At 52.5% G+C, this 22,989-nt stretch carries 21 protein-coding genes and 1 tRNA gene; 11 read left to right on the forward strand and 11 right to left on the reverse strand.

Going from position 1 to position 22,989, the window contains the following annotated elements:
* The first annotated feature begins 5 nt into the window (after positions 1 to 5).
* On the forward strand, positions 6 to 389 hold the full coding sequence (locus SCARR_RS15605; protein ID WP_136062600.1) for a hypothetical protein: 384 nt from the start codon (positions 6 to 8) through the stop codon (positions 387 to 389).
* A gap of 124 nt (positions 390 to 513) precedes the next feature.
* On the opposite strand, the gene SCARR_RS28225 is transcribed toward SCARR_RS15605, so the two are convergent.
* The 5 genes from SCARR_RS28225 to SCARR_RS15630 form a co-directional block, all read right to left on the reverse strand.
* A complete protein-coding gene (locus SCARR_RS28225) occupies positions 514 to 666 on the reverse strand; it encodes a hypothetical protein (protein WP_168433351.1) in 153 nt (50 codons plus the stop codon).
* A 931-nt stretch (positions 667 to 1,597) separates the two neighbouring features.
* The gene (locus tag SCARR_RS15615) at positions 1,598 to 2,761 is read right to left on the reverse strand and encodes an SHD1 domain-containing protein (RefSeq protein WP_168433352.1); all 1,164 of its coding nucleotides are present in this window, start codon (positions 2,759 to 2,761) and stop codon (positions 1,598 to 1,600) included.
* A gap of 49 nt (positions 2,762 to 2,810) precedes the next feature.
* Positions 2,811 to 3,626, reverse strand: coding sequence for a hypothetical protein (locus SCARR_RS15620; protein WP_136062603.1), 816 nt, complete (start codon positions 3,624 to 3,626; stop codon positions 2,811 to 2,813).
* Between the two features lie 70 nt (positions 3,627 to 3,696).
* Complete coding sequence (locus tag SCARR_RS15625; protein WP_168433353.1) at positions 3,697 to 5,430, reverse strand: leucine-rich repeat domain-containing protein; 1,734 nt, start codon at positions 5,428 to 5,430, stop codon at positions 3,697 to 3,699.
* 135 nt (positions 5,431 to 5,565) lie between these two features.
* Positions 5,566 to 5,826: a hypothetical protein gene (locus SCARR_RS15630; protein ID WP_136062605.1), complete on the reverse strand. Its 261-nt coding sequence runs from the start codon at positions 5,824 to 5,826 to the stop codon at positions 5,566 to 5,568.
* Positions 5,827 to 6,131: 305 nt separating this feature from the next.
* Here SCARR_RS15630 and SCARR_RS15635 point away from each other — a divergent pair, with 305 nt between their 5' ends.
* The 9 genes from SCARR_RS15635 to SCARR_RS15675 all read left to right on the forward strand — a co-directional run bounded on the left by SCARR_RS15635 (position 6,132) and on the right by SCARR_RS15675 (position 13,654).
* On the forward strand, positions 6,132 to 7,709 hold the full coding sequence (locus tag SCARR_RS15635; RefSeq protein WP_136062606.1) for a tyrosine-type recombinase/integrase: 1,578 nt from the start codon (positions 6,132 to 6,134) through the stop codon (positions 7,707 to 7,709).
* Positions 7,706 to 8,308 carry a hypothetical protein gene (locus SCARR_RS15640; RefSeq protein ID WP_136062607.1) on the forward strand — a complete coding sequence of 201 codons (603 nt, stop codon included), beginning with the start codon at positions 7,706 to 7,708 and terminating at the stop codon, positions 8,306 to 8,308. The genes SCARR_RS15635 and SCARR_RS15640 overlap by 4 nt, the downstream gene beginning before the upstream one ends.
* Before the next feature lie 97 nt (positions 8,309 to 8,405).
* Positions 8,406 to 8,675 carry a MerR family transcriptional regulator gene (locus SCARR_RS15645; protein ID WP_168433355.1) on the forward strand — a complete coding sequence of 90 codons (270 nt, stop codon included), beginning with the start codon at positions 8,406 to 8,408 and terminating at the stop codon, positions 8,673 to 8,675.
* On the forward strand, positions 8,672 to 9,100 hold the full coding sequence (locus SCARR_RS15650) for a hypothetical protein (RefSeq protein WP_136062609.1): 429 nt from the start codon (positions 8,672 to 8,674) through the stop codon (positions 9,098 to 9,100). Before SCARR_RS15645 ends, SCARR_RS15650 begins: the two co-directional genes overlap by 4 nt.
* Positions 9,097 to 9,390, forward strand: a complete 294-nt coding sequence (locus SCARR_RS15655) for a hypothetical protein (RefSeq protein ID WP_136062610.1) — start codon at positions 9,097 to 9,099, stop codon at positions 9,388 to 9,390. Before SCARR_RS15650 ends, SCARR_RS15655 begins: the two co-directional genes overlap by 4 nt.
* A gap of 203 nt (positions 9,391 to 9,593) precedes the next feature.
* Positions 9,594 to 10,106, forward strand: coding sequence for a hypothetical protein (locus SCARR_RS15660; protein WP_136062611.1), 513 nt, complete (start codon positions 9,594 to 9,596; stop codon positions 10,104 to 10,106).
* A complete protein-coding gene (locus tag SCARR_RS15665) occupies positions 10,103 to 11,854 on the forward strand; it encodes a DnaB-like helicase C-terminal domain-containing protein (RefSeq protein WP_136062612.1) in 1,752 nt (583 codons plus the stop codon). The genes SCARR_RS15660 and SCARR_RS15665 overlap by 4 nt, the downstream gene beginning before the upstream one ends.
* 222 nt (positions 11,855 to 12,076) lie before the next feature.
* Positions 12,077 to 12,631, forward strand: coding sequence for a hypothetical protein (locus SCARR_RS15670; RefSeq protein WP_136062613.1), 555 nt, complete (start codon positions 12,077 to 12,079; stop codon positions 12,629 to 12,631).
* 330 nt (positions 12,632 to 12,961) lie between these two features.
* On the forward strand, positions 12,962 to 13,654 hold the full coding sequence (locus SCARR_RS15675) for a hypothetical protein (RefSeq protein ID WP_136062614.1): 693 nt from the start codon (positions 12,962 to 12,964) through the stop codon (positions 13,652 to 13,654).
* A 549-nt stretch (positions 13,655 to 14,203) separates the two neighbouring features.
* Here the strand turns inward: SCARR_RS15675 and SCARR_RS15680 are convergent.
* The 4 genes from SCARR_RS15680 to SCARR_RS15695 form a co-directional block, all read right to left on the reverse strand.
* A tRNA-Ile gene (locus SCARR_RS15680) sits at positions 14,204 to 14,280 on the reverse strand.
* Between the two features lie 146 nt (positions 14,281 to 14,426).
* Complete coding sequence (locus SCARR_RS15685) at positions 14,427 to 15,026, reverse strand: hypothetical protein (protein WP_168433356.1); 600 nt, start codon at positions 15,024 to 15,026, stop codon at positions 14,427 to 14,429.
* 70 nt (positions 15,027 to 15,096) lie between these two features.
* Complete coding sequence (locus SCARR_RS29115; RefSeq protein WP_136062616.1) at positions 15,097 to 15,624, reverse strand: 3D domain-containing protein; 528 nt, start codon at positions 15,622 to 15,624, stop codon at positions 15,097 to 15,099.
* A gap of 15 nt (positions 15,625 to 15,639) precedes the next feature.
* Positions 15,640 to 16,203 (reverse strand): hypothetical protein, encoded by a 564-nt coding sequence (locus SCARR_RS15695; protein ID WP_136062617.1) that lies wholly within the window; start codon positions 16,201 to 16,203, stop codon positions 15,640 to 15,642.
* Between the two features lie 215 nt (positions 16,204 to 16,418).
* Here SCARR_RS15695 and SCARR_RS15700 point away from each other — a divergent pair, with 215 nt between their 5' ends.
* Positions 16,419 to 18,242, forward strand: a complete 1,824-nt coding sequence (locus SCARR_RS15700) for a toprim domain-containing protein (RefSeq protein WP_136062618.1) — start codon at positions 16,419 to 16,421, stop codon at positions 18,240 to 18,242.
* Positions 18,243 to 18,367: 125 nt separating this feature from the next.
* Here the strand turns inward: SCARR_RS15700 and SCARR_RS15705 are convergent, their stop codons facing one another.
* Both SCARR_RS15705 and SCARR_RS15710 read right to left on the reverse strand, forming a co-directional pair.
* Positions 18,368 to 19,807, reverse strand: coding sequence for an efflux transporter outer membrane subunit (locus SCARR_RS15705; RefSeq protein WP_136062619.1), 1,440 nt, complete (start codon positions 19,805 to 19,807; stop codon positions 18,368 to 18,370).
* Positions 19,804 to 22,989 carry an efflux RND transporter permease subunit gene (locus SCARR_RS15710; RefSeq protein ID WP_136062620.1) on the reverse strand — a complete coding sequence of 1,062 codons (3,186 nt, stop codon included), beginning with the start codon at positions 22,987 to 22,989 and terminating at the stop codon, positions 19,804 to 19,806. The genes SCARR_RS15705 and SCARR_RS15710 overlap by 4 nt, the downstream gene beginning before the upstream one ends.

The raw sequence follows: 22,989 nt of genomic DNA on the forward strand, positions 1-22,989 counted from the left end.
CCGGCATGTACCATATTCATGAAAATCCTGATCATCTGCTCGTAGAGTTTCGTAGGGACTTCGACTACCCAATGATACAGACCATCATCCATCACGAGACGACGATGCTGGAATACCCCGCCACGAACGACATCTGGCTGATCGGCACCCACCATGCCGACATCCGGTTAGGCGAACTGGAATCGATGGTGCAGGAATTCCAATGCCGCTGTCCCAAAGATGCAACCCGGACAAAAACTGCCGTCGTGTGTGATCAGGGTTTGACGCAGGCGGTGATCGAACTCTGGATGGCTGAGGCACAAAAGCGGGTGGCCTTCGAGATGCGGATGTTCAAGACCCTCGAAGAAGCCGAAGGGTGGCTTGGCGTTGCTGTGGCCGAGGTGGCTTAGCCGTTCTGCACACGTTGCACACCTTCCATATAACCCCCATAGGAAACCTACTTTTACCAATGACAGGTAATAGGATTTAGGTTTCCTATGAAGCATGTTTCAGACCCGTGCAAGGTGTGCAGGGTCATTCATCCAGTACCGCTTCGGCATCGCCTTGGAATATGAACTCATCCAGTGACTCCAAAATTACGTTGATATCGAAGTCGATCATATCGGCCACTTTGGCTAACACCGATGGACTGACTTCAATCACATCGTCTGGGCAATGCTTCAGCAAACCTAGCAAATGAACTAGAGCTGTAGTTCGGTCAGCCCGCTTAACCGACTGCAACGAAGCTCAGCAGTCTGGTCAAGGACGTCGGGGATGGGTTGGTATTGAGGCGATCCCTTTACTTCGTGGACCTGGCAATCGTATACGTGAATCCCCAACCCCAACCCGGACCATGCTTCTTAACCTGGCATCCCGCCTCGCTCATTTCCTGCAACCAGATCCGAGCCTGGATTTGGGTACGAAATTCTTTTTTAATTTGCCAGTCAGGTGGATTGCCGTGTTCTGCCTTGGCTTTTCTTGGATGGTCGGTCAGCCCGGCAAATTTGGTTGTAGTTCGTTCCTCACGCTTAGCAAACACTTCGCTACCTCCGGTCTAATCCCCCAACGCAATAGAGCGTACTCCTACTGCTTGATTCAACAAGGACTAACCTACCCTTGGACCCACGCAACTGCCCCAGAATCGACCCAGGCTTGCGACATGAGTGATGGTAAAAGGCGACTGTAGACGAATCTTGATGGAGGAAATGCGATGCCTTGATGGATCTATCATGCCGATGCCGTCGCAATCGAAGATTGGAACCGTCAAAGACGACAAGAACATCGTCCAACAACATGCACTCAGCAATACGGGAATGCTGCCGTTCATTCGCCATCCCCCGCACCGCCTTGGGATTATCCCGGAGCCTACATTCCATATCGCATAGCGGTTCTGTGCTGAAAAAAAAACACGGTGGACAGAGTGTGCATAATCCCCTTACCCCTCTTCGATGGCGAGGGGATCGATACAGTACCATCAAGCATTCCGCAAGGAAGAGCCTAGCGATGTGGTTAGCAGCCTACGGCTTCAGCCTAGCAGCTAGTCCCCATTATCGGAAAAGCGGTGGTTTACCTGACCCCCATCTTTGAAGACCCAATTGACGGCGTTGACTTTGGGCCACTATTTGATTTCCAATTCATAGAGCTTGCCGACAGAGGAAGAACCAATGAACCCCAGAACCAGTTTCCCCTCTGGATCGAAGTCATCATCTTCAACGTCAATTCTCACCTCCTCTCCATCAAGCGTAAATAGGATATTATTCCCCTTGCGGACAATCTGAATCTCGTGGCGCTCTCCTGCATCTAGTCTGATACCTAAGGCGCTCTGGCTCTTCTCGGCGGGAAGTAAACCAACCTTCATTCGGCCCGCCAACACCTCCAGAGAGCAGGAAATGCTAAAATCAGAATCCAACGTTTTTGGGTAGGTATAGATCCATAGAGAACCGTGCGTCGAGTACACCATCAAAGATTCCTCCGACAGGTCGGCTACGGTTCCATATTTCCCATCATATTTATTGCTCCGGTATTCTCCCCAACGCATACGGCCTGCCCAGCCATTAATAGATCCGAGGGAAGCCGGGAGATCGCTGTTGCGCTCAATCGAGCCAAATTCCTTTTCAACCCGCTCCCGAACACCCTTCTTGCTCTCTTTTGTGGCAATCAAGCGCCCTTCGGCATCATACACCAGTAAAAGGCTTCCATAATATTCAGTCCATGGTTTCTGACCCCGGATTGGGCGACCTTCAAATCCCTTCTCAATCACATCTACTGGTTTTCCCGACAGATTAAAAGTCTGCCGACCCTCCTCAAGTTGCGGAATGGACAGGGTGTTTTGATCCAGAACCTTAAGGAAGTCCCATACCATATCTCGCCCAATGACCAACAATTTGGCTTCGTATTTCCTCGGCCGAGGCTCAAGACTCTTTTTAACGATGATTGCCTTGCAGGCAACTGACATCATGCGAGGATTCGCATATCCTATTCCACGCCCTTCTCCCAAGGTTACACAAGCTTGCGATTTACCCTTTTCCAGCGCCTCCTCAATCTTGATCTCCAACTTGGGCGGTTCGAGCATCTCAAGAAAATCCCGATCCTTTTTGCAAAGTTTTGAGGCAGGTACCTTTATCGTTTCCCCATCCGTCCGTATTAGTTCAACCATCCCTCCCTTGTATGAAATAAACTCCGCCTCCACCACGGTGCCGTTCGAGCCCTCCCATATCCGGAATTCTGCTATGGATGAACCGCAAAGAAGAAGCAATAAGATTCCCAACAGCCATCTTGTCATGATCATGTTCTCCATATGATGTGGTTAGCAGCCTACGGCTTCAGTCGCTTCACTCCGTAGATAGTAGCTCGTAGACGGATGGAGCGGCGGCGGGATTGGATAGTAAATAAAAATGAACCTTCCTAACTCCACCTTTGGGCTCAAACCATATATCAATCCATGGCTTCGGGTGCATTGATCCGACTAAGGTCTTTCGATATCGCTGACATGAAAACGTACCCGCAGGAACACTGATCGTTTCGTTCGTCTCAATAGTAGCAGACCAGGTATTGCCATTATAATCCTCGTACGCCCACGTCGTGCCTATAGGAGCATTTGTGTAGATAATATACTCCCGTTCAAAATCAGCAACCTCCAGCACGGCAGTATCTGTTGAGCGACGGTACCTGACCAGGCTATTACCACTTATGTCTACAGGGGGATTGAGTTCATCGTATATATTTTCCGTCTTTGATAGCAAATAGCTGTTGTACGGAAGTGCTGGCACTTCAAGTGTCCCCACAACCTCAACATTCTGTGTCCAGCATTGCCCGAAGGCATTGGTGGCACTCAACGTAGCCCTATTGCCCGTTTCCACATTCCAAAAGAGTCCATTCGTCCAGCAAGTTACCCGGAAGAACATCGGCACCTGCGCAGTCTGCGTATCGTTGGTGCAAGAGATGTTCTTTAACTCTCCCCAGTCCTGTCGCCAGTCAGCGGAAGGCACCAAATCATCAGTCCACTCAACACTGCATACTGAGCCAGATGGAGCCGTCCAAGTTAGTTCCCCATTGGAGTCTAACGAATCAATCTGTACCTGTTGTGCATTGGTAGTACCCGCCAACATCGCAACCCCAATGACTATCAGTTGTAGTTTTGTCTTCATCTATTACTCCTGTTTATTCAATCAGGGCGTTAATCTCACATCCACTTCACAGAAACCTTCCTGTTCGGCTCTATGGCATCGAGAGTCGGTAGTAGCGTCCGGCATGATTCGTATAGTCAGGATCGCTAAAGTAGACCGAGCTTCTGGCCATTGTATTGGTTTCCACTGGCATCCAGGTGCCGCCTGTCAAATTCGTACAGGCTTCCACCACCACCAGTCCACTCTCGGACTCGGCAATATTGAACCCAAAACCACTAGGCCGTGGGCCAAAGCTTCCATCATCGGTTTGAATCACAGGGTTCCACAGGACTGTTGGGCGGACGCCAAACGTCGTGCTCCAGCCGGTTGAGACTGCTAGGTAATAAGCGATATACCTTGCCGGGTATAGGTATGTCTGCGGAGAATCAATACTGGGTGCATTACCTTGGAAATATAGCCCTAACAGATTGATACAGTCAGCGAATGCAGACTCATTTATGTGGGTTACGCTGTCCGGAATCGTTACACTTTCCACATTGGAGCAAGCGAGAAATGCAGCGGACCCAACACTGACGACACCATTGGGGACCGAGTAGCCCCCTAACTTGCCTCCGGGATATTGAACAAGCATCGTCTGATCCTTGTTGAACATAACCCCGTCCATACTGCTGTAGGCCGGATTGGATGCATCCACAGTGATTGATGTCAGACTCGTGCAGTAAGAGAACACTCTATCCCCGATGTTTGTGACGCTCTCGGGGATCATGACACTGGTAAGGCTAACACAGCCATAGAATGCCCAGTCTCCGATGACTGCGACGCCGTCAGTAATCGTTACCTCGGTCAGGTCGTAACAGGCATGGAAAGCCCATCCGCCGATAGTTATGACGCTGCTGGGAACGGTGACGCTGGTCAGATAGGCGCAGCAAGAGAATGCTCCGGTCCCAATGGTGGTGACGCTTCCAGGGGTTATGTAGCTCCCGGATTTCCCTCCCGGATATTGGATGAGCGAGGTCTGGTCCTCGCTAAACAGGACGCCAGCTATATCGCAGTAGGCGGTATTGGCTGCATCCACCGTTATCGCCATAAGGCTGTCACAATGGCCGAACGCCCCAGACATCGAGGTGACAGCCGAGCCAATCACAACGTTCGTCAGGCCGTCACAGCTCTCAAATGCACCTACCTCAATGATATTTACGCTATCGGGGATTGTGACGTTGGACAGGCCGTCACACATTCTGAAAGCACTTCTCCCGATGCTCATGACACTGTCAGGGATCGAGATACTGTTCAGGCTAATGCAGGCATAGAATGCAGATCCCTCGATACTTGTGACGCTGCTGGGGATCGTATAGTCACCGGACTTACCCGTCGGGTATGCAATGAGAGTAGTTTGATTATTGTTGAACAAGACTCCATCCACACTGCTATATGAGGCATTGAACACATCCACAGTGATTGTCGTGAGGTTAGTACAATAGAAGAACGCATAGCTCCCAATGGCGATGACACTATCGGGAATTGTAATATCGGTTATGCTGAATATATGTCTGAAGGCATTTCTTCCGATGTCCGTGACGGTTTTATCCGCTATAATGGATGGTACGACAACGGCACCACCCGCCCCAGTATAGCCGGTGATCGTAACCGTATTCGTATCAGCAGAGTTGATCTCGTAAGTATAATCACCCGACTGCAATGCTGATGAGGTCACTACGGTTGCCATCAAGCAAAGTGCCAACATCCACCATAGCCTATTGATTTGTTTAACAGAAAGAGCGAGCCCCACAATCTTCTTCATCACCGGCAACAACAATACATTCATCACACTCTCCCAACTCAGCATGCCTCACTTGCATGATAAGGTTACACGTCTCCCAGACAACCATCCAGTCAATACCCCTACAAATCACTAGTACATTTTACTAGAAAACAAAGGCCCCTCTCGGAGCCTCATTGTTCACCCCTCCAGCACCGCCTCAGCATCCCCAACGTAGAGCCATTGATCCAACAGCTCATTGATGGTCGTAGCGGCAGCATCAACAAGATCCGCCACGATAGCCAAAGCCATCGGGCAGACCTCAATCGAATCATCGCCGCAGTGCCGCAACAGACTCAGCAGATGAACTAGAGCTGTAGTCCGGTAAGCCCGCTTAGCTATTGCTTTACGGGCATCCCGATACCGCTTCAGCACCTCCCGATCTAGTTGGTCAATCTTCATCGCAACCTCCTTCCAGCATCAATGGCTCTTTGCCCCCCCCATGCACCACACCAATCAGCCTCGCTTGCTATGCCCGAAGACGCGCGAACAAACACCCACCTCAAACCCTGTGGTACTTCTGTGGTATTTCGACAAACCAGAACAGTTACCACAATGCCGAACAGCAAAGAACACCTCAACACCCCCCAAACAAACAAAAACCCCGCTATCATTGAAGATAACGAGGTTTTGAAGTGGTGGGCCTGGAGGGACTTGAACCCCCGACCAAGAGATTATGAGACTATTCTTGATATGGAATTTTGTCAATGTTTGCAGGGTTATTGCAAAATACTTCGTGGCTTAAGGTGGATTTATCTTGTTTATTCTCCCCTCCTTCGGCACGCTTCGGCACAGATCAAAGCAAAGGAGCACAGGCCATGAGCAACGAAGCCAAAGCCACGAAGAAAAAAACTCGGAGCGCACGAGGAACCGGACGGCTGTACAAGCGAACCCCAGACGGCAAAGAGTTCCCATCGGACAATAAAACACCGGGCGTATTCTGGATTCAGTACACCATTAACGGCAAGCGCGAGCGCCACGCCCTGACCGGCAAAGATGGAAAACCGATAACCGACCTACGCAAAGCCGAGGCCGAGCGCAAGAGGCTTACAGCCCCCATGAGAGCCGGAAAGCGGGAAGAACAGCTAGAGGCCATGACCGCCGCCCTTGAACGGGCCACTGGTAAAAAAGAGCAAGCCAAGGATGAAGCCATACCCGCTATCCCTCTATCCGAAGCATGGGAAGTCTACAAAGTCAGCCAAAAGCGAAAAAAGCAAACGAGGTCTAAAACCAAAACTAAAACCAAAACAGGCCAAGACACATTGCGCTACTATTCCGGCTACTGGAACGTATTTATGGAGTGGCTTGAGGTTAACGAGCCTGACACCCATTGCCTGCAAGATGTTACCCAGACAATGGCAGAAGCCTATGCCGACTATCTAATTTCAAGCGGATTAAGCGCCAACACCTACAACAAGCACACCGGCTTTCTTGAACTGCTTTTTTTTGTGCTAGGTAAACAGGCCGGAATAAAAAAGAATCCGTTCAGCGAGGTAGGCCGGGAAGAGCTTAACACCAAAAGCCGTCGGGAACTGACTATTGCCGAACTCAAAGAGATTTTGACGAAGGCGGAAGGCGATCTTCAAACCCTGCTGACTATTGGAACGTTTACGGGGTTGCGCCTGGGTGATTGCTGCACGCTTTCTTGGGGCGAAGTCGATTTAGACCGTGGCCTGATTACTCGCATTCCAAATAAAACAGCAAAAAAGGGAAAATCTGTTCGTCTAGGCATCCCCCCCGCCCTTTTCGACATTCTAGCCATGATCCCGCCCATCAAGCGCAAAGGTTACATTCTCCCCCGCTTCGCGGAGCTTTATACCTACAGAAACAAGGACGGGCGACCCACCAAGCAACCCAATATTTCAAACGAAATTCAAAAGCATTTCAAGGCATGCGGAATCCAAGTTCACAAAATCGGAACCGGATATATCAAAGCCCCCGACCCAACAGGAAAGCATGAATATATCTGGAAACACACCGGCAAACGCGCCGTGGTGGAGGTTGGCTTTCACAGTCTTCGTCATACTTACGTTTCCTTGCACGCCGAACGCGGAACCCCGCAAGCCATGATTCAAGGCAACGTCGCACACTCTAGTCCTGCCATGACCGCGCATTATACCCACGTAAGCGAGGAGGCCGCCGTCCGCACCGCCCAAGTGTTGGTGCTGGATGATCCCAAGCCCGCTGCCTTGACGGTGCCGGACTGGATAGCCGAAAAACTGGAAGGCATGACCGCGAAAAACTGGAAGCAGATCAAGGGTGAATTGTTGGAGGTAGCGCGATGAAATCATGGCTTGGCCCTTTCAATGAAGAACTGAGCGACGAACACGAAATAGCGTTGCGCTGCTGGTTAAATGATAACTTTGATCCAAAATTGCCGGATTATTACAGAAAGGTGACAGAAGCTTTCTTTATAGAGAACGTAAGTGGTGCTCGCTATACGAATCCGGCCAAACCCAAACGTTCAGAGATTGAACAGGATTTGGAGCGATTACGATCCGCACTCAAACAAATGAGTCCCTTTACGAGGAGGTATTTAGATGCATGTCTTGTCACAGAAATGACGAAAGCCGGAATGTGTGACGACTCCCATATTTTTGAAATATCAGAGTTTATTTTTTCACGGTTGGAACGAACCTGCGAGGCCGGCTATGGGGCAGACCCCTCTAGCTCAAAGCGTAAACAGGCAAAGGAGTTGGTAGGAAGTCTATTGATCACTTATGAGCTGGCCACACACTGCGGCAGCCCTGCCCCCTCGTCAGCAACCATAAATCCGTTTTACAAACTAGTCATCATCGGACTGGACTGCATAGGAATTCCATACGAAGACCCCCAGAAACTGATTCTCGAAGTTCTGAAAGAGAAACGGCTATCTGGGGGCTAATCTTACTCCCATCTAGCCGTACGTAAAAAGCCCTCCTGTGCTGAAGTACCTGCATCAAGACCGGGAATGAGTCCCAGTCGGAACGATGAGGTACAGCATGAACATCACAGACGCAGGAACCACCCTCGTAATCAGCGAGGCCACACCCGAAGAAAAGAAGCGGATTCTCGCCGCAACAAAGCAACCCACCGAACACAGACCCGAAACCATGAGCCGTAAGGAAGCGGCAGCGGTTTTCGGAGTCCACCCCGGGAGCCTCAAGCGCTGGGAAAAATCCGGAAAGCTCAGACCCATTAGAATTACGGCTCGCACCGTGCGTTACGATGCCGCCGAAGTCCGGGCAATCGTTGCAGGGGGTGAACGATGAACGCGACTGCCCCCTCGAAAGAAAGCACCAAGACGGTTGACCTTCCCGAATGGTTGGTTGACGAAATGCAACACACCTCCGACGTTTGCCACGGCCTGCCCCCTGAACGACTGCTTGAACTGGCGGCCTGCTGGGGACTTTCAATGTTGCGTGACATCTTCCGAGATGCAAAAGAAGAACAAGCAATCTGCGATCAAAGCGCCGGCCCTGACTCAAGCCACACACCGAACTTGATCGAGTATGAATCCATCGTTGCGGCGACAACGAGAACTTTCACGCAACGGTTTCTGGATGGGTGCCCCGGCCTGACTATCCGCGAAGTATCCGGCCTGCTGAAGGCTTTAGCGGATGAGGAACCGCTCAGGGCCGGTGAGTTTGTGGCCGACATGCTTAAGTGGCTCAAGGGCGAGGAGGCTTCGCGATGAGTAATCACCCTACCTGCACCCGATGCGCCGCAAGCTTCGATCCAGACAGGGTTGATATTCACCTTGGCGACCCGATGGAAGGACTGTGCGAATCATGTTTCCAGCATGTAACCCACCTGCGCGACCGGGCCGACACTGCACTCGACCGCCTTTCCGTCCGCTGGGCACACGGCATCAAGACCGCCGACATCGAGCACGCCGTCCATATCCTTGAACTGCTGACCGGACTGGATAATAAACAGTCGCTGGCACTTGCCAAACGCACAATCGACAAGGGGGAGCGGTTATGATCGTACAACCCGACTTCCTTGATCACTGGAAGACCGTTTTGCTTTGCGACCTGCTGGACGATCCTTGCGCCCCCACCTATGTCATCCGTCTTTGGGCGCACTGTCAAAACAGGAAGACATCCCGGTTTGCCCGGACATGCGACGGCCTCTTAAAAGCAATCTGCAAAGCCACCCCTCACGATGCCGATAAATTTGAGGCGGCCATGCAGGAAGTCGGCTTCATTGAGATTAAGGACGATCACATCGTTATCCACGATTGGGATGCTGTGAACGCTTCGCTTATTGCAAGTTGGAACAACGGAGGGAAGGGCGGAAGACGCCCAAAAAAGAACCCAGAAAAAACCCATGGGTTATCTGTGGGTGTTCCAAACAAAACCCAGACGGAACCGATAAGAGAAGAGAAGATGAGATTAGAGAAGATAGGAGAGTGTGGGGCTTCTGATGAAGCACCCCCGCCCGCCCCTAATTCCAAATTCATCGCCCCGACAAAAAAACAGGTGGCTGAACATATCTGGAATACTGCCAAGGCAAAGAAGCTCGAAATAGCCGAAGACAAGACTGAATCCATGGCCGAACAAATATTCTGCCACTACGAAAATGCGGACTGGCGATTGAGTGGCGGGAAAGGCGGCAAGATGAAGGATTGGAAACTAGCCGTTACCAAGTGGATCATGGGTGACGTTGAGGACGGCAAAATCAAGAGGGCGCGGGCATGAGGTACGATTACGATTATGTCCGGGAGCACATCAGCATGAAAGACGTGTTGGCTCGCTACGGCCTTGAGGTGGACAAGAGCGGAAACCGTTGCTGCCCGATCCATCCAAACGCCGACAACACCCAAGGCTTCGGTATACATGACCAGGGCAAGCGCTGGACGTGCAGAACGCGGGGCTGTGGCACGGCAAGCAGCAACATCGACTTTGTGGCCGCCTATGAGCAGATCGACCACCACGCCGCCTTTCTGAAACTCAAGGAGTGGTTCGGCCTGACTGATGACCAACCAACCCCCAAACCGAAAACCGTCAAGGGCGAGACGGCCAAGCCAAAGCCCAAGCCGGTTGAATCCATCTGGCACGACTACCGCAACGAGCGCGGCGAAGTGGCCTACCGCATGGAGCGCGTTCAGCTAGACGACGGAGGAAAGCGATTCATGCCCCAAATGCCCGATGGCTCCCGCACCTGCCCGAAGGAATCCCGCATATTGTACAACCTCGACAAGATCACGGCGGAACCAGAGGACATGGTTTTTCTGGTGGAAGGTGAAAAGACAGCCGACGCTGTTTGTGAATGCGGGTATGTGGGCACGACGTTCGGGTTTGGTTGCAAATCGTGGCTTGAGCAATACCTAGAACCGCTTACGAACCGGAAAGTCATCCTGATGCCCGATAGCGACGAGGGCGGCGAAGGGTGGCTTAAGCTCGTTGCCGATGCGTTGGCCGGACACGTCGAATCACTCCTTACAATCCACATGCCCGACGACTTTGTTTTGGCGCATCCGGAATACAAGGGCCACGACTTCGCGGACTATTTCGAAGTTCACGGCAAAGAGCCAGCAACGGGCTTCCTTGTTGACGAACTGATGGACGGCAATCCAATACCGCGCGGCGTTGACCAAAGTAGCTTGAACATTGCAACCGACATCTGCGCCCGCGTAATTCGCGAGGGGAAGGCCTCCGGCCTGAAACCTCTTTTGGATTTTCGGCGCGTGTATGGCGACGGAATGGCCGTTGAAGCCATGGAGGGCGACGCAGTCATGATGGTTGCGCCGACAGGTATCGGGAAGACCCGCCTCATGCACAACCTGCCCTTTACCTTCCGGGAATTGAATTTCTGTATCTTTGATTTGGAATTGAGCATCAACACGCTTGCCCTTCGCTATATCGCAATGGAAAACCGCATAAGCTTCAGGGATGCCGTCCAGAGGGTGCGCAACGGCTATGATATGACCCTGCCCCAGCTGGATCATGTTTATCTTCCCAAAACACCAAAACTGACCGTGGAAAAGATGGAGGCCGAAATTCAAAGGCTGGAGAACATCACAGGCCGCCGCATCCATGTTGTCGGGATTGACTACATCGCGAAGATGAACCGGCTGGGAACCGCAACGGAATCCATCGAGGCACACGCCAGCATGTTCAAGAACTACTGCACCGAAACTGGGCGCGTGGGATTATTCACGTCGCAATGCCGCAGGGACTCCAACAACGCGAATCCCGACTACGCCATGCCGCACAAGGAGGACGCGATCCACACCAGCGCACTGGAGCAGTCCTGCCAAATCGCTTTTTGCTACTGCATGAAAAGCGGGCACAGGGACGTGTTGCAAGTTAAGTGCGACAAGTACACGCATGGAGACCTGCCGACCGAATGGGCGGAACTTCATGCAGACAACCTGCGCATCACGCCCAAGCGTACTAATCCCGGAAAAGCGCCAGAGTTTTTCTCAAACGAAGCGAACCATTAAGGAATGACACCGTGGCCACAGCGCGCAAAAAGAGAAACAGGAGGGTTTTTGGTAACAGGGCGTTGATAAGTTTTGGCCCCTCGGACTCCTTCAACGGACGGAAACACTTTGAATACTGCAAAGAAAGGCCGGAATGACCATCGACCAATTTCGAATCAGAAGCGATCAGAACCGCGGGTGATAAGGGTCGATAATAGTTACAGACAAAAAAGGAATAACATCATGAGCAAAAAAAATGAGAACCGAAGTGCCGAGGAACCGCTGAAGAATACTCAATGGGAGAAGTTCGCAAATTTAGTTGTCGATGGAGTACCCCAAGGCGACGCATACATGCAAAGCGGCTTTAAAAGCAAAGACAAAAAGTCTGCGCATTCAGGGGCGTCGCGCCTCCGTAATACCAATCCCGAAGTGAAAGACCGCATCATGTTTCTCCAGCTTCAAAAGTTAAAGGGAAACAACGGAGAAATAACCCCAGACTTTCTCATTCAGCGCTTAGAGACCATCCTGTGCAACACCTCAAGCCCTCAGGACTTCGCGAAAGCCCTTTCACAATACGACGACATGACGGGGATTCTCGATGTGTTTCGCGAGCAACGGGAGGGAAGAGATAACCGGCCCGATCCTTCCGCCATTCTGGAGTATGTCTGCGGGTTCGCCGGCCGTTCCGGTGCCGAGATCGTCAAGGAGCTAGGAGGCGCGTCGTTCATCGCGGGACGGTTGGCGGAGATTCTTGGGGTGCCCGTCACGATCGATGGAGTTGAAGCGGACAACGATTAGGCCGGCCAAAGCATTGAAGACCGTCGAACCCCTGCCGAGATAAACAAGTCATTGTCCATGAAGGCAGGAACGTCGAGAGTTCAAGTGCTGCGCCTTTGACACCAAGCCGAAAAAGGAGCAGAACAATGCCGATGAACGAGACGAGAAATATCTTCACTTGAAGATTTACGATCTGCCGAATCTATCGGCAAGAAAGCGTCTCTAAAAAACGCACATCCGAGAGGAGCCCAAAAATACAGTGCTTCGGAACCGGTTGTCGCTGACATTTGGTTTGATCTCTTTTTGTATTGGTCAACTTATGGGGCGTGTGAGTAACAAATGGAGACAGGCATGAACTGGAAACCAAACCTTATTCAGCGGGTTCTAATGATGGTGGGCGCAACTGCCTGTTTTGTTGGCGTATACTTTGCCTATCAGAAACATGAAGCATGGAATGCCTTATCCAAGGCGACCGTCTACAAGCACCCCTATGGCGTTTATGCGGTCTTAATTATCTTTGGGATATTGCTTACTCTCTTGGCATTCCATAGGTGCGGTCGTATCAAAACAATTGAAGTTAAAGTTATTCACTTTAAGCCTCGTAGAATATTTATTGCCTTGTTCATTTTAAGCGTCCTCGGATTGCTGTGGTTTTCGTACAAGACCTACGATTTGACAGACCGCAGAGACGCTCTTTGCCGTCATGTTGCAATTCTTGAAGAGGAGGTAGCTCAATTGCAGGGCAAAGCTGCGGAGGCCGAGTCTTGCAATTACGATTTGACAGACCGCGGAGACGCTCTTTGCCGTCATGTTGCAATTCTTGAAGAGGAGGTAGCTCAATTGCAGGGCAAAGCTGCGGAGGCCGAGTCTTGCAATGCGGAAGCCGACAAGTGGTACATCGCCAGTCAGATGCTGATCTACAAAATAGGAAACGCAAAAAGTGTTAATGATTTTAAAGATCTGCATTTTGCATATACGGGGTATTATGATCGTAGTGTTGATGTGCTAACCAGCCGGGGGCTAATTACTAAAGAGAACAAATGAAGTTCCATAACCGCAATAAATCACGCTGAATGTAAAAAGGGCACAGGCCCACAATCGTTTTGCGTGCATCCGTTCCGCCTTTCGTTCGCTTGGTTAACGAAAACATAGGCAATGTCATAAGAAATTTAAAGGGTTTTGTGTCCTGTAGTTGCTCAAGGTTGCACCCGTGCCCACGACGAAAAGGCGCTCCTCTCCTGTTAACTCAAAAAATTTGAAATATTTTTTCGAGACCATATAGGTATGTAGAAGGGGCCGCGCCCCCCTCCTCCCCCATCCCCTACCACTGCCTGCATTTGCATCACCGCAGAGGGTTGCGGCAGACCACGACACAGGCCATAGCAGGCGCTTCTCGTGGCCTGTTTTTGTCGTTCGTGGCTTAACTGTGGCTTAACTGTGGTTTTGCCGTGTCTTTACCGTGGCTTAACGTGGACTTACGGTGTTTATTATATAGCGGAACACGTCGGAACCGCGCAGAACACCTATTCAGGCTTATAGAAAAGAAAAACCCTGCAAACATTGGAGATATCCTTTGTTTGCAGGGTTTTAGAGTGGTGGGCCTGGAGGGACTTGAACCCCCGACCAAGAGATTATGAGTCTCCTGCTCTGACCAACTGAGCTACAGGCCCGATTTGGTTGAAAAGCGGACGGTAGAAATACATGAATCGTGCCCGCCAAGGCAAGGGGCATTTGAGCTTTTGTGCTTTTAGCGAATGAAAATAAAAAAAAACGGCCCGCCAAAGGAGCCGCTTTCCCATGGATTAGAACATAAATCCTAGTCGTCGTTGCCGGGGTTTACCGCCGCCGGAACGGCCTTCTTGAAGGCCTTGCCAGGATTCTCCAGCTTTCCGATCACATTGCCATCGCGATCGAAGAGGGTTTCAGAGCCGAGCTCGCGGATGAAGGCAATGCCCTTGTCACTAATCGAACGGCCGCAACGGGTGCCGATAATATTTCCCTCTTCATCGGTTACTACGACGAGATAGGTTTCATATGTGCCGCCGACATTAATGTTTCCGCTGGTCCGCGGAAGGGAATAGAACGGACTCTTGTACTCGAAGCTGTTGTCGTTTTCTTTCGAAAAAACGCCCGAGCCTTTCTGCACATCAATGACTGCGTAGTATCCGGTCTGAATCTGCTTTCCGATGACATACAATTCACCATGAATCGGTTTCGTATATGGCTGCCCGCCTGATTTGTGGATCTTTACGCGCACCTGTACCTGCTCCACTCTCGCCTGGCCATCTTTGCCCGCGCCAATGTTTTTGTTTTCACGTTTCGTGGAAACGTCGATATCCACTTTCAGCGGAAATTTCGACTGGGCCTCTGCCACCACAACGCACCCGACAACAGCCAAACTTAAAACACTACTCATCACCCGTTTCATCTTCGCACCTCCATTTGTGCTATTAGTTTTCATAAGCCAAACAAACAATCTAAATACCTTATTTTCCTTCTTTCGGCAAATCAGAAACGTCCTCGATATCAGTTTTGGGCGAAAGCCATATCTGAACTTTCTCCGTGCGGACGCCCCACTGACAGGCGAACCAGTGGTTGGGGCGGTAGAGGTCGATTCGATTTTCTTTGATTGCTCCACCGGTATCTTCGACGCGGCCATAGCCGTAGCCAGGAATACGCATGACCGTCCCGTAGGGATAGACCGAGGTGTCGGCGGCAAGGGTCCCGGGGCGCGCCGTCGCTCCCGAAGAGGTTTTACCGACGTGCTTGAGCCGGAAGGAAAAAAACCCGGTTTTCTGATAGGGCAGAAAAAGAAACCAGCGGTAGTTGCAGCAGCGGCGGCAGTGGCAGTAGGAGGTGGTTTTCATCTCAACCTCCACCGGTTCAACCCCCTTGGGCGGGCGAATGTATTTGGGAATGTAGAACCGGCCCTCCGCCACCACCCACGCCAGAAAAACACCGACCGCGACATACGGCCATTTCTTGGAAGTCATGCCTTTGCGTTTTTGAGCCATTAGGTTTCGCGGGATTTAGCGAACCCTGAACTGTTTGCGCATAGACTTTAGATCACGCTGGGCCAAGCGGATCTCGACCTTCGCATCTTCGCGCGTTTCTACGTCGCCGGACACCTCGATCATCTTGGCATAGTAAGGCTCCATTTCCTCATTCGAGAGCGTTTCTCTGGCGATCAGCGCAGAGATGCCGGCCGATGCAATGCGGTAGTTGGGATTGGGATCGTTGGCGGTCTGAGCCACTAGGGTCTTGGCCTTGCCGTAGTCGCGGTGAACCAAGGCGATCAGCGCCTCATAGTTGCTTTCGCCAAACTCGGCCTTCATTTCGCGGTCGCTTTTTGCGCCGCCCAAGGCCCCCATGGTCGCACCCGTTCCAGCACCAACGGCCGCGCCTTTGGCGGCGCCACCCAGCGGATTTCCCGTAAACAACCCCCAAAGAAAGCCACCTACAGCGCCACCCACCGAACCGCTTGCAGCACCCTGCTTCGCCCCCTCGCTCTTGGCTGATTTAGATTTGCAGCCGGTGGAGGCCAGCATCGTGACAGTCAAAAGAAGGGCCATTACCCGAAATATGTATCTCATTGCATCTCTCCGGTTTCTCAATTGGAAGAAATAATAGGCATCTTTCATCTGTTGTAAAGAGCTTACGTCCGTTTCCATCCCTTGGATGCCAATGGCTTGCCGTCCCAACAAAAAGGACGGCGAACCTCTTGAAGGCCGACGGCTGAATTGCTACATTTTGTGGGTTTAGAAGAAAACCATATCCATATCTTGTGGTTTTAGAGGAATTTAGGCAAATGGCCCCAAAAAAGAAGCACGAATACACTGAAGACAAGATCAAGACGCTCTCGTCGCTCGAGCACATCCGCCTGCGTACAGGCATGTATATCGGTCGCACCGGAAGCGGCGCGCACTATGACGACGGAATCTACATCCTCGTCAAAGAGGTGATCGACAACGGAATCGACGAATTCATCATGGGCCACGGCGACCGGATCAACGTGTCCATCGAAGAAGACCTGGTGACGATCCGCGACTTTGGCCGCGGCATCCCGCTGGGCAAAGTGGTGGCCTGCGTGTCGGAAATGAACACCGGCGCAAAATACAACGACGACGTATTCCAATTCAGCGTCGGCCTTAACGGCGTCGGCACCAAGGCCGTGAATGCACTTTCGACCTATTTCCTCGTCCGCTCCCACCGCGAGGGCGAATATGTGGAGGCCGAGTTCGAGCTCGGCAAACTCGTCCGCGAGGAAAAGGGCAAGACCGACGAGCCCAACGGCACCTACGTCGCCTTTTCCCCCGATCCTGAGATCTTTAAAAAGTTCCAGTTCAATCCCGACCACCTCGCACGGCGGCTGCGCTTCTACGCCTATCTCAACGCCAGCCTTAAAATCTGGTTCAACGGCGAACTCTTCCACTGCAAGGGCGGCCTGCTCGACCTAATCCGCGACGAAAGCCAGTTCGAGAAAATTTATCCCCCGCTGCACTATGCCGACAAGACGCTGGAAATCGCCCTCACCCACACCAACCGCTTTTCCGAGGAATACTATTCCTTCGTCAACGGCCAGTACACCTCCGACGGCGGCACCCACCTCTCCGCCTTCCGCGAAGGGCTGCTGCGCGGCATCAACGACTATGCCAACAAAAAGTTTTCCGGCGACGACGTCCGCGAAGGCGTGCTTGGCGCCATAGCCATCCGCCTAAAGGAACCGATCTTCGAGAGCCAGACCAAGAACAAGCTCGGCAACACGGAACTCCGCTCCGACCTCGTGGCGAGGGTTTCGCAAATCGTCGCCGACCTGTTGCACCGCGCCCCGGACGAAGCGAAAAAGCTGATCACCAAAATCGAGGAGACGCAGAAACTCCGCAAAGAACTTAACTCGGTCAAAAAACTCGCCCGCGAACGGTCGAAGTCGGTCTCCATCCGCATTCCACAGTTGAAGGATTGCAAAAACCACTTTGACCGCACGAAGCAGAAACACCTCGAAACCCAGATCTTCATCACCGAGGGCCAGTCCGCTGCCGGCTCAATCGTGAGTTGCCGCAACGCCAACAACCAAGCCATCTACACCCTCAAGGGCAAGCCGCTGAACGTCTGCGACCTCAAACGCGATGCGCTCTACAAAAACGTGGAGATCTACAACCTGATGCGCGGCCTCAACATTGAGGAAAACCTCGACAACCTGCGCTACAACAACGTCATCCTCGCCACCGACGCCGACGTCGACGGCTTGCACATCCGCAACCTGATGATCACGTTCTTCCTGTGCTTCTTCGAATCGCTCGTGCGCGAAGGCCACCTGAAGATTCTCGAAACGCCGCTGTTTCGCGTGCGCAACAAGAAGGAAACAATCTATTGCTACTCCGAAGAGGAGCGCGAAAAAGCGCTCAACAGGATCGGCCGCGGCGCGGAGATCACCCGCTTCAAAGGGCTCGGGGAAATCTCGCCGAAGGAATTCAAGGATTTCATCAGCGACGACGACATGCGCCTTTCACAGGTCGATATTCAGGGCGACCATTCGATCTCCGAGATCCTCTCTTTCTACATGGGCAAGAACACGCCCGACCGCCGCGACTTCATTATGGACAACCTCGTCGCCGATGCTGAGATGCTTTGAGAAACAACACGGACAGAGATCCGTTCCATTGCGCATGAAAAACGTATTGGAATTGATCTGCGCCCCACTTTATGCAACGCCAAAAACAGAGGCCCAAAACCCTTCAGTCTTCATAGCTCCAGTCCTCAATTTGTAAAATCGGCTTCGGCCACTTCCAAATTTCCGCCTCCGCCCAGCACGGCGTACAGCCGCACCTGATTGGCCCGGCGGGCGAGTTGCAGGTAGGTGAGGCCTTGTTGCGCCGCATAGAGAGTGCGATGCGCATCCAACACGCCGAAATAGCCGGAAACGCCCTGGGTGAAGAGTTCATTGGATAAATCATAAATGGTTTGCGCGGAATCCACGATGGATTGTTGAGCGGCAATCTGTTGATCCACGGTGCCGCGTACGGCAAGGGCGTCGGCCACTTCCCGGAATGCCGTCTGGATGGTTTTTTCATACTGAGCCAAAGCAATTTCCCGCGTGGCCTTGCTGACCCGGTACGCCGCCCAGGTGCGGGAGTCGAAAATCGGCATGCCAATTTGCGGAGCAAAGCTCCAGGTGTCCGACCCTGAGCTGAAGAGCCCCGACAGCTCATCGCTGGCGGTTCCTATTGCGGCGGTCAGGGAAATGCGGGGGAAAAAGGCGGCTCGGGCGGCACCAATATAGGCGTAGGAACCCTTTAGCCGGTTTTCTGCGGCCAAGATATCCGGCCGGTTCAAAAGCGTCTCGGAAGAGAGCCCGGGCGAAAGCTCCTTGGGAGGAATAACACTTGCAAAATCTACTGGCAGAAGCTCATCAGGAACCAACGAACCGGCCAGAAGATTCAATGCGTTTTGATCCTGGGCCACCTGCTGGGTATATATTGCAATATTTCTGCTAGCCGTATCTACTTGGGTTTGCGACCGTCGCAAATCCAGTTCCGTGGCAACCCCTTCGTCATATTGCAGCCGGATTAAATCGTGTGATCCCAGTTGCGTCTCAAGAGTCGACTGAGCCAACTGAAGGTTTTCCCGGTCCGCCGCCAAGGTCAGGTATACTCTGGCCACCTCGGCTACCAGAGCAATTTGTGCACTGCGCCGGGCTTCTTCCGTGGCTAGATATTCCTGCAACGCCTGTTCCTTCAGGCTGCGGATGCGACCGAAGAAATCGATCTCCCAAGAGGCGACGCCCAAATTCGCATTGTATTGCTCCGTGGTTCTCGGATATCCGGATTCCGTGAGATCAGCAGAAGAGCGTTGCTTGCTTCCGCCGCCCGTCGCCGTAACCGCCGGGAACAGCTCGGCCCGCTGAATCCCGTAGAGGGCCCGTGCCCTTTCCACATTCAAAACGGCAAGCCGAAGATCGCGGTTGTTGTCCAAAGCCGTCGCGATGACCTGCTGCAACTTCGGGTCGGGGAAAAATTCCCGCCACTTGAGATCTGCGACCAAGGGAACCTCCGACGAAGATGAGCTGCCGTCGTATGCCGCCCCCGAAGGCAATTCGGAAGGAACCGGCGCCTCCGGTCGGTCGTATTCCGGGGCCAGCATGCAACCCCCCAAAAACAGTGTCATTCCAATGACTGCGGAAAAAAAGAGTTTGTTCATATCGTCGATCCTTCTGGGGATTGGTTGGTGCCGGCACCCTCGTCAAGCTCTTGCAGCCTTTTTTTCCCGAAGGTTTTTTCGATCAAGACATAGAAGAGCGGAACGAACAACACCACGAGAATGGTACCGGTGAACATTCCGCCCAGCACCACCGTACCGATGGCCACCATGGCACCCGCGCCCGCGCCCGAGCTAAACGCCATGGGAAGCACGGCAATGCCGGTGGTCAAGGAAGTCATAAGGATGGGTCGCAATCGCAACCTCACGGCTCGGAGTGCAGCCTCAACCAATCCCAACCCTTCCTTCTCCACGCCGTCCTTGGAAAACTGAACGATCAAAATGGCGTTCTTGGTCGCCAGCCCTAACGTATTCATCATTCCGATCTGGAAATAAATATCGTTCGGCAAGCCGCGCATCATCGAGGCGACAAATCCGCCAACGACCCCAAGAGGGAGGATAAGTAGAACCGAGATAGGGATGTCCCATTTCCCATAGAGAGCGGCCAGGAAAAGAAACATGATCAGGATGGAAAACGTGTACAGCATCCCCTTCTGGGATGACGACTGCCGCTCCTGATAGGAAAGGCCGGTCCAGTCATAGCCGACCCCCGCCGGCAACTTGGATGTTATTTCTTCCATGGCGTTCATGGCCTCGCCAGAACTTCTTCCCGGGGTCGGCTCGCCCCAAATGTTCATGGAGGGAAACCCGTTGAAGCGCTCCAATTTGGGAGAACCGCTCGTCCAATGGCCCGAGGAAAAAGAGCTAAAAGGAACCATCTTCCCGACCGTGTTGCGGACATAGAGTTTTTCCAGATCTTGAGGCAGCATTCGATAAGGAGCGTCCGCCTGAACGAATACCCGTTTAACGCGCCCGGCTTGAATAAAGTCGTTCACATAAGCACTGCCGAAGGCCGCCGAGACGGTGTTATGAATGGAAGAAATGGGGACCCCTTGAGCCCCGGCTTTTTCCCAGTCCACGTCAACCCGGTATTCAGGGACGTCTTCCATACCATTGGGGCGAACCTTCACCAATCTCGGATCCTGCGCCGCCATGCCGAGAAGTTGATTGCGGGCTTGTGTCAGCGCCTCGTGCCCCATACCCCCGCGATCCACCAGCTGGAAGTCAAATCCCGCCGCATTACCCAATTCGAGTACCGCGGGTGGCGGAAACGCAAACACCATGGCCTCGTTGATCTTTGAAAACTCCGCTGTGGCACGTCCGGCGATGGCTTTAACCTGCAAGTCAGGCCGTTTGCGCAATTTCCAATCTTTCAGTTTAACAAAAATCATGCCGTTGTTCTGCCCGCGACCCGAAAAAGATATGCCAGAAATCGTCATACAGGACTCCACCGCTTCCTTTTCCTGCTCGAGAAAATAGCGCTGGCACTTGTCTGCAACCGCTTGGGTCTGCTCCAAGGTCGAGCCTGAGGGCATCATAATCTGGGTCAACAGGATTCCCTGATCTTCGTCCGGCAGGTAACCAGACGGCATGCGCATGAAAATGACTCCCAGCCCAACCACAATCAAAACGTATACAGCCATGAAACGTAATTTACGGGCCAGCCCGTAGCCGACCAGATTCACGAACCCATCGCGAAAGCGATTAAACCCGCGATCAAACCACAGAAATACCGGACGCATGAATCGGACCGCACCCTCTGCCGCCTCATGCCCCTTTTCGATGGGCTTGAGGATGTTCGCGCACAGCACCGGCGTCAGAATCAGGGCCACGGTCACCGACAAGGCCATGGCCGAAACAATGGTTACAGAAAATTGGCGATAGATGATTCCGGTGGATCCGCTGAAAAACGCCATGGGGGCGAACAAGGCCGTCAACACCAGAAAGAAGCCGATCAGGGCACTGGTAACCTGCTCCATGGATTTGGCGGTGGCTTCCTTAGGTGTAAGCCCCTCCTCACTCATAAGCCGTTCAACGTTCTCTACCACCACGATGGTGTCGTCCACCAACAACCCGATGGCAATTACCATGGAAAACATGGTCAGCATGTTGATGGAATATCCAAACGCTCCCAACGCAGCACAGGTGCCAAGCAGCACCACGGGCACTGCGATGGTGGGAATCAGTGTGGATCGAATGTTTCCCATAAACAGCCACATAACCAAGAAGACCAGCGCAATCGCCTGAAACAGAGACTTGACCGCTTCACCAATGGCCACCTTGACGAACGGGGTGGTGTCATAGGGATAGACCACTTTCATTCCCGACGGGAAATAGGCGCTCATTTCCTTGAGCTTCGCCTTAATGGCGTTAGCCGTATCCAGTGCGTTGGCACCGGGCACCTGCCGAATGGCCATGGCAGCGGAGGGCTTCCCGTTATAGTGCCCTTCAATGTCGGAATACTCGGTTCCGAGTTCGGTTCGCCCTACATCCTTGATCCGTACGACAGAGCCGTCGGAATTGGTGCGCAGGGGAATGGCAGCAAATTCTTCCGGGGTTTTGAGCAGACTCTGGACAATGATTGAGGCATTCAGGCGCTGGCCCTCCACCGCCGGAAGCCCGCCGAACTGCCCGGCAGAGACCTCCACATTGTAGGCCTGCAACCCCACGGTCACATCTTCCACAGTCAGGTTGTATTCCGTGAGTTGATCGGGGTTCAACCAAACCCGCATGGCATACTGCGAACCAAAGTTTTCCACCTCACCCACTCCGGGCACACGCGATAGAACCTTTTCGAGGTTGGATTGGGCATAGTCGCGCAGGTCGTTTCCATCCATGCTGCCATCTTCAGAGACCAGCCCCACAATCAGCAAATAGTTTTTCGTAGATTTGCTCACCTTAACACCGGAACGCTGAACCACCTCCGGCAGGCTGGCCATCGCAAGTTGAAGCTTGTTCTGCACCTTTGACCACGCCAGGTCGGGATCGGTGCCCGGCTTGAAGGTCAATTCGATGCGCGAGGCTCCAGACGCATCACTCGTGCCGGAAAGATAGAGCATGTCGCCGAAGCCAGTCATCTTTTGTTCGATAATCTGGGTGACGCTGTTCTCGACCGTCTCCGCCGAGGCTCCAGAATAGAACGAATCAATGGAAATCGAGGGCGGCGCAATCGGCGGATACTGGGCAATCGGAAGGTTGTAGATGGATAATGCACCCAGCAACATAATAAAAACAGCAATCACCCAGGCAAAGACGGGACGTTCCAAGAAAAATTTTGATAGCAT

Source organism: Pontiella sulfatireligans (assembly GCF_900890705.1).
Taxonomy (GTDB): domain Bacteria; phylum Verrucomicrobiota; class Kiritimatiellia; order Kiritimatiellales; family Pontiellaceae; genus Pontiella; species Pontiella sulfatireligans.

Bases quoted from the DNA above. Each gene is read 5' to 3' on its own strand.
- SCARR_RS15630 (WP_136062605.1), bottom strand. From the start codon at position 5,826: ATGAAGATTGACCAACTAGATCGGGAGGTGCTGAAGCGGTATCGGGAT.
- SCARR_RS15665 (WP_136062612.1), top strand. From the start codon at position 10,103: ATGAGGTACGATTACGATTATGTCCGGGAGCACATCAGCATGAAAGAC.
- SCARR_RS15650 (WP_136062609.1), top strand. From the start codon at position 8,672: ATGAACGCGACTGCCCCCTCGAAAGAAAGCACCAAGACGGTTGACCTT.
- SCARR_RS15705 (WP_136062619.1), bottom strand. From the start codon at position 19,807: ATGAACAAACTCTTTTTTTCCGCAGTCATTGGAATGACACTGTTTTTG.
- SCARR_RS15660 (WP_136062611.1), top strand. From the start codon at position 9,594: ATGCAGGAAGTCGGCTTCATTGAGATTAAGGACGATCACATCGTTATC.
- SCARR_RS15615 (WP_168433352.1), bottom strand. From the start codon at position 2,761: ATGACAAGATGGCTGTTGGGAATCTTATTGCTTCTTCTTTGCGGTTCA.
- SCARR_RS15710 (WP_136062620.1), bottom strand. From the start codon at position 22,989: ATGCTATCAAAATTTTTCTTGGAACGTCCCGTCTTTGCCTGGGTGATT.
- SCARR_RS15695 (WP_136062617.1), bottom strand. From the start codon at position 16,203: ATGAGATACATATTTCGGGTAATGGCCCTTCTTTTGACTGTCACGATG.
- SCARR_RS15620 (WP_136062603.1), bottom strand. From the start codon at position 3,626: ATGAAGACAAAACTACAACTGATAGTCATTGGGGTTGCGATGTTGGCG.
- SCARR_RS15605 (WP_136062600.1), top strand. From the start codon at position 6: ATGTACCATATTCATGAAAATCCTGATCATCTGCTCGTAGAGTTTCGT.
- SCARR_RS15625 (WP_168433353.1), bottom strand. From the start codon at position 5,430: ATGAATGTATTGTTGTTGCCGGTGATGAAGAAGATTGTGGGGCTCGCT.
- SCARR_RS15670 (WP_136062613.1), top strand. From the start codon at position 12,077: ATGAGCAAAAAAAATGAGAACCGAAGTGCCGAGGAACCGCTGAAGAAT.
- SCARR_RS15635 (WP_136062606.1), top strand. From the start codon at position 6,132: ATGTTTGCAGGGTTATTGCAAAATACTTCGTGGCTTAAGGTGGATTTA.
- SCARR_RS15685 (WP_168433356.1), bottom strand. From the start codon at position 15,026: ATGAGTAGTGTTTTAAGTTTGGCTGTTGTCGGGTGCGTTGTGGTGGCA.
- SCARR_RS15645 (WP_168433355.1), top strand. From the start codon at position 8,406: ATGAACATCACAGACGCAGGAACCACCCTCGTAATCAGCGAGGCCACA.
- SCARR_RS15655 (WP_136062610.1), top strand. From the start codon at position 9,097: ATGAGTAATCACCCTACCTGCACCCGATGCGCCGCAAGCTTCGATCCA.
- SCARR_RS29115 (WP_136062616.1), bottom strand. From the start codon at position 15,624: ATGGCTCAAAAACGCAAAGGCATGACTTCCAAGAAATGGCCGTATGTC.
- SCARR_RS15675 (WP_136062614.1), top strand. From the start codon at position 12,962: ATGAACTGGAAACCAAACCTTATTCAGCGGGTTCTAATGATGGTGGGC.
- SCARR_RS15640 (WP_136062607.1), top strand. From the start codon at position 7,706: ATGAAATCATGGCTTGGCCCTTTCAATGAAGAACTGAGCGACGAACAC.
- SCARR_RS15700 (WP_136062618.1), top strand. From the start codon at position 16,419: ATGGCCCCAAAAAAGAAGCACGAATACACTGAAGACAAGATCAAGACG.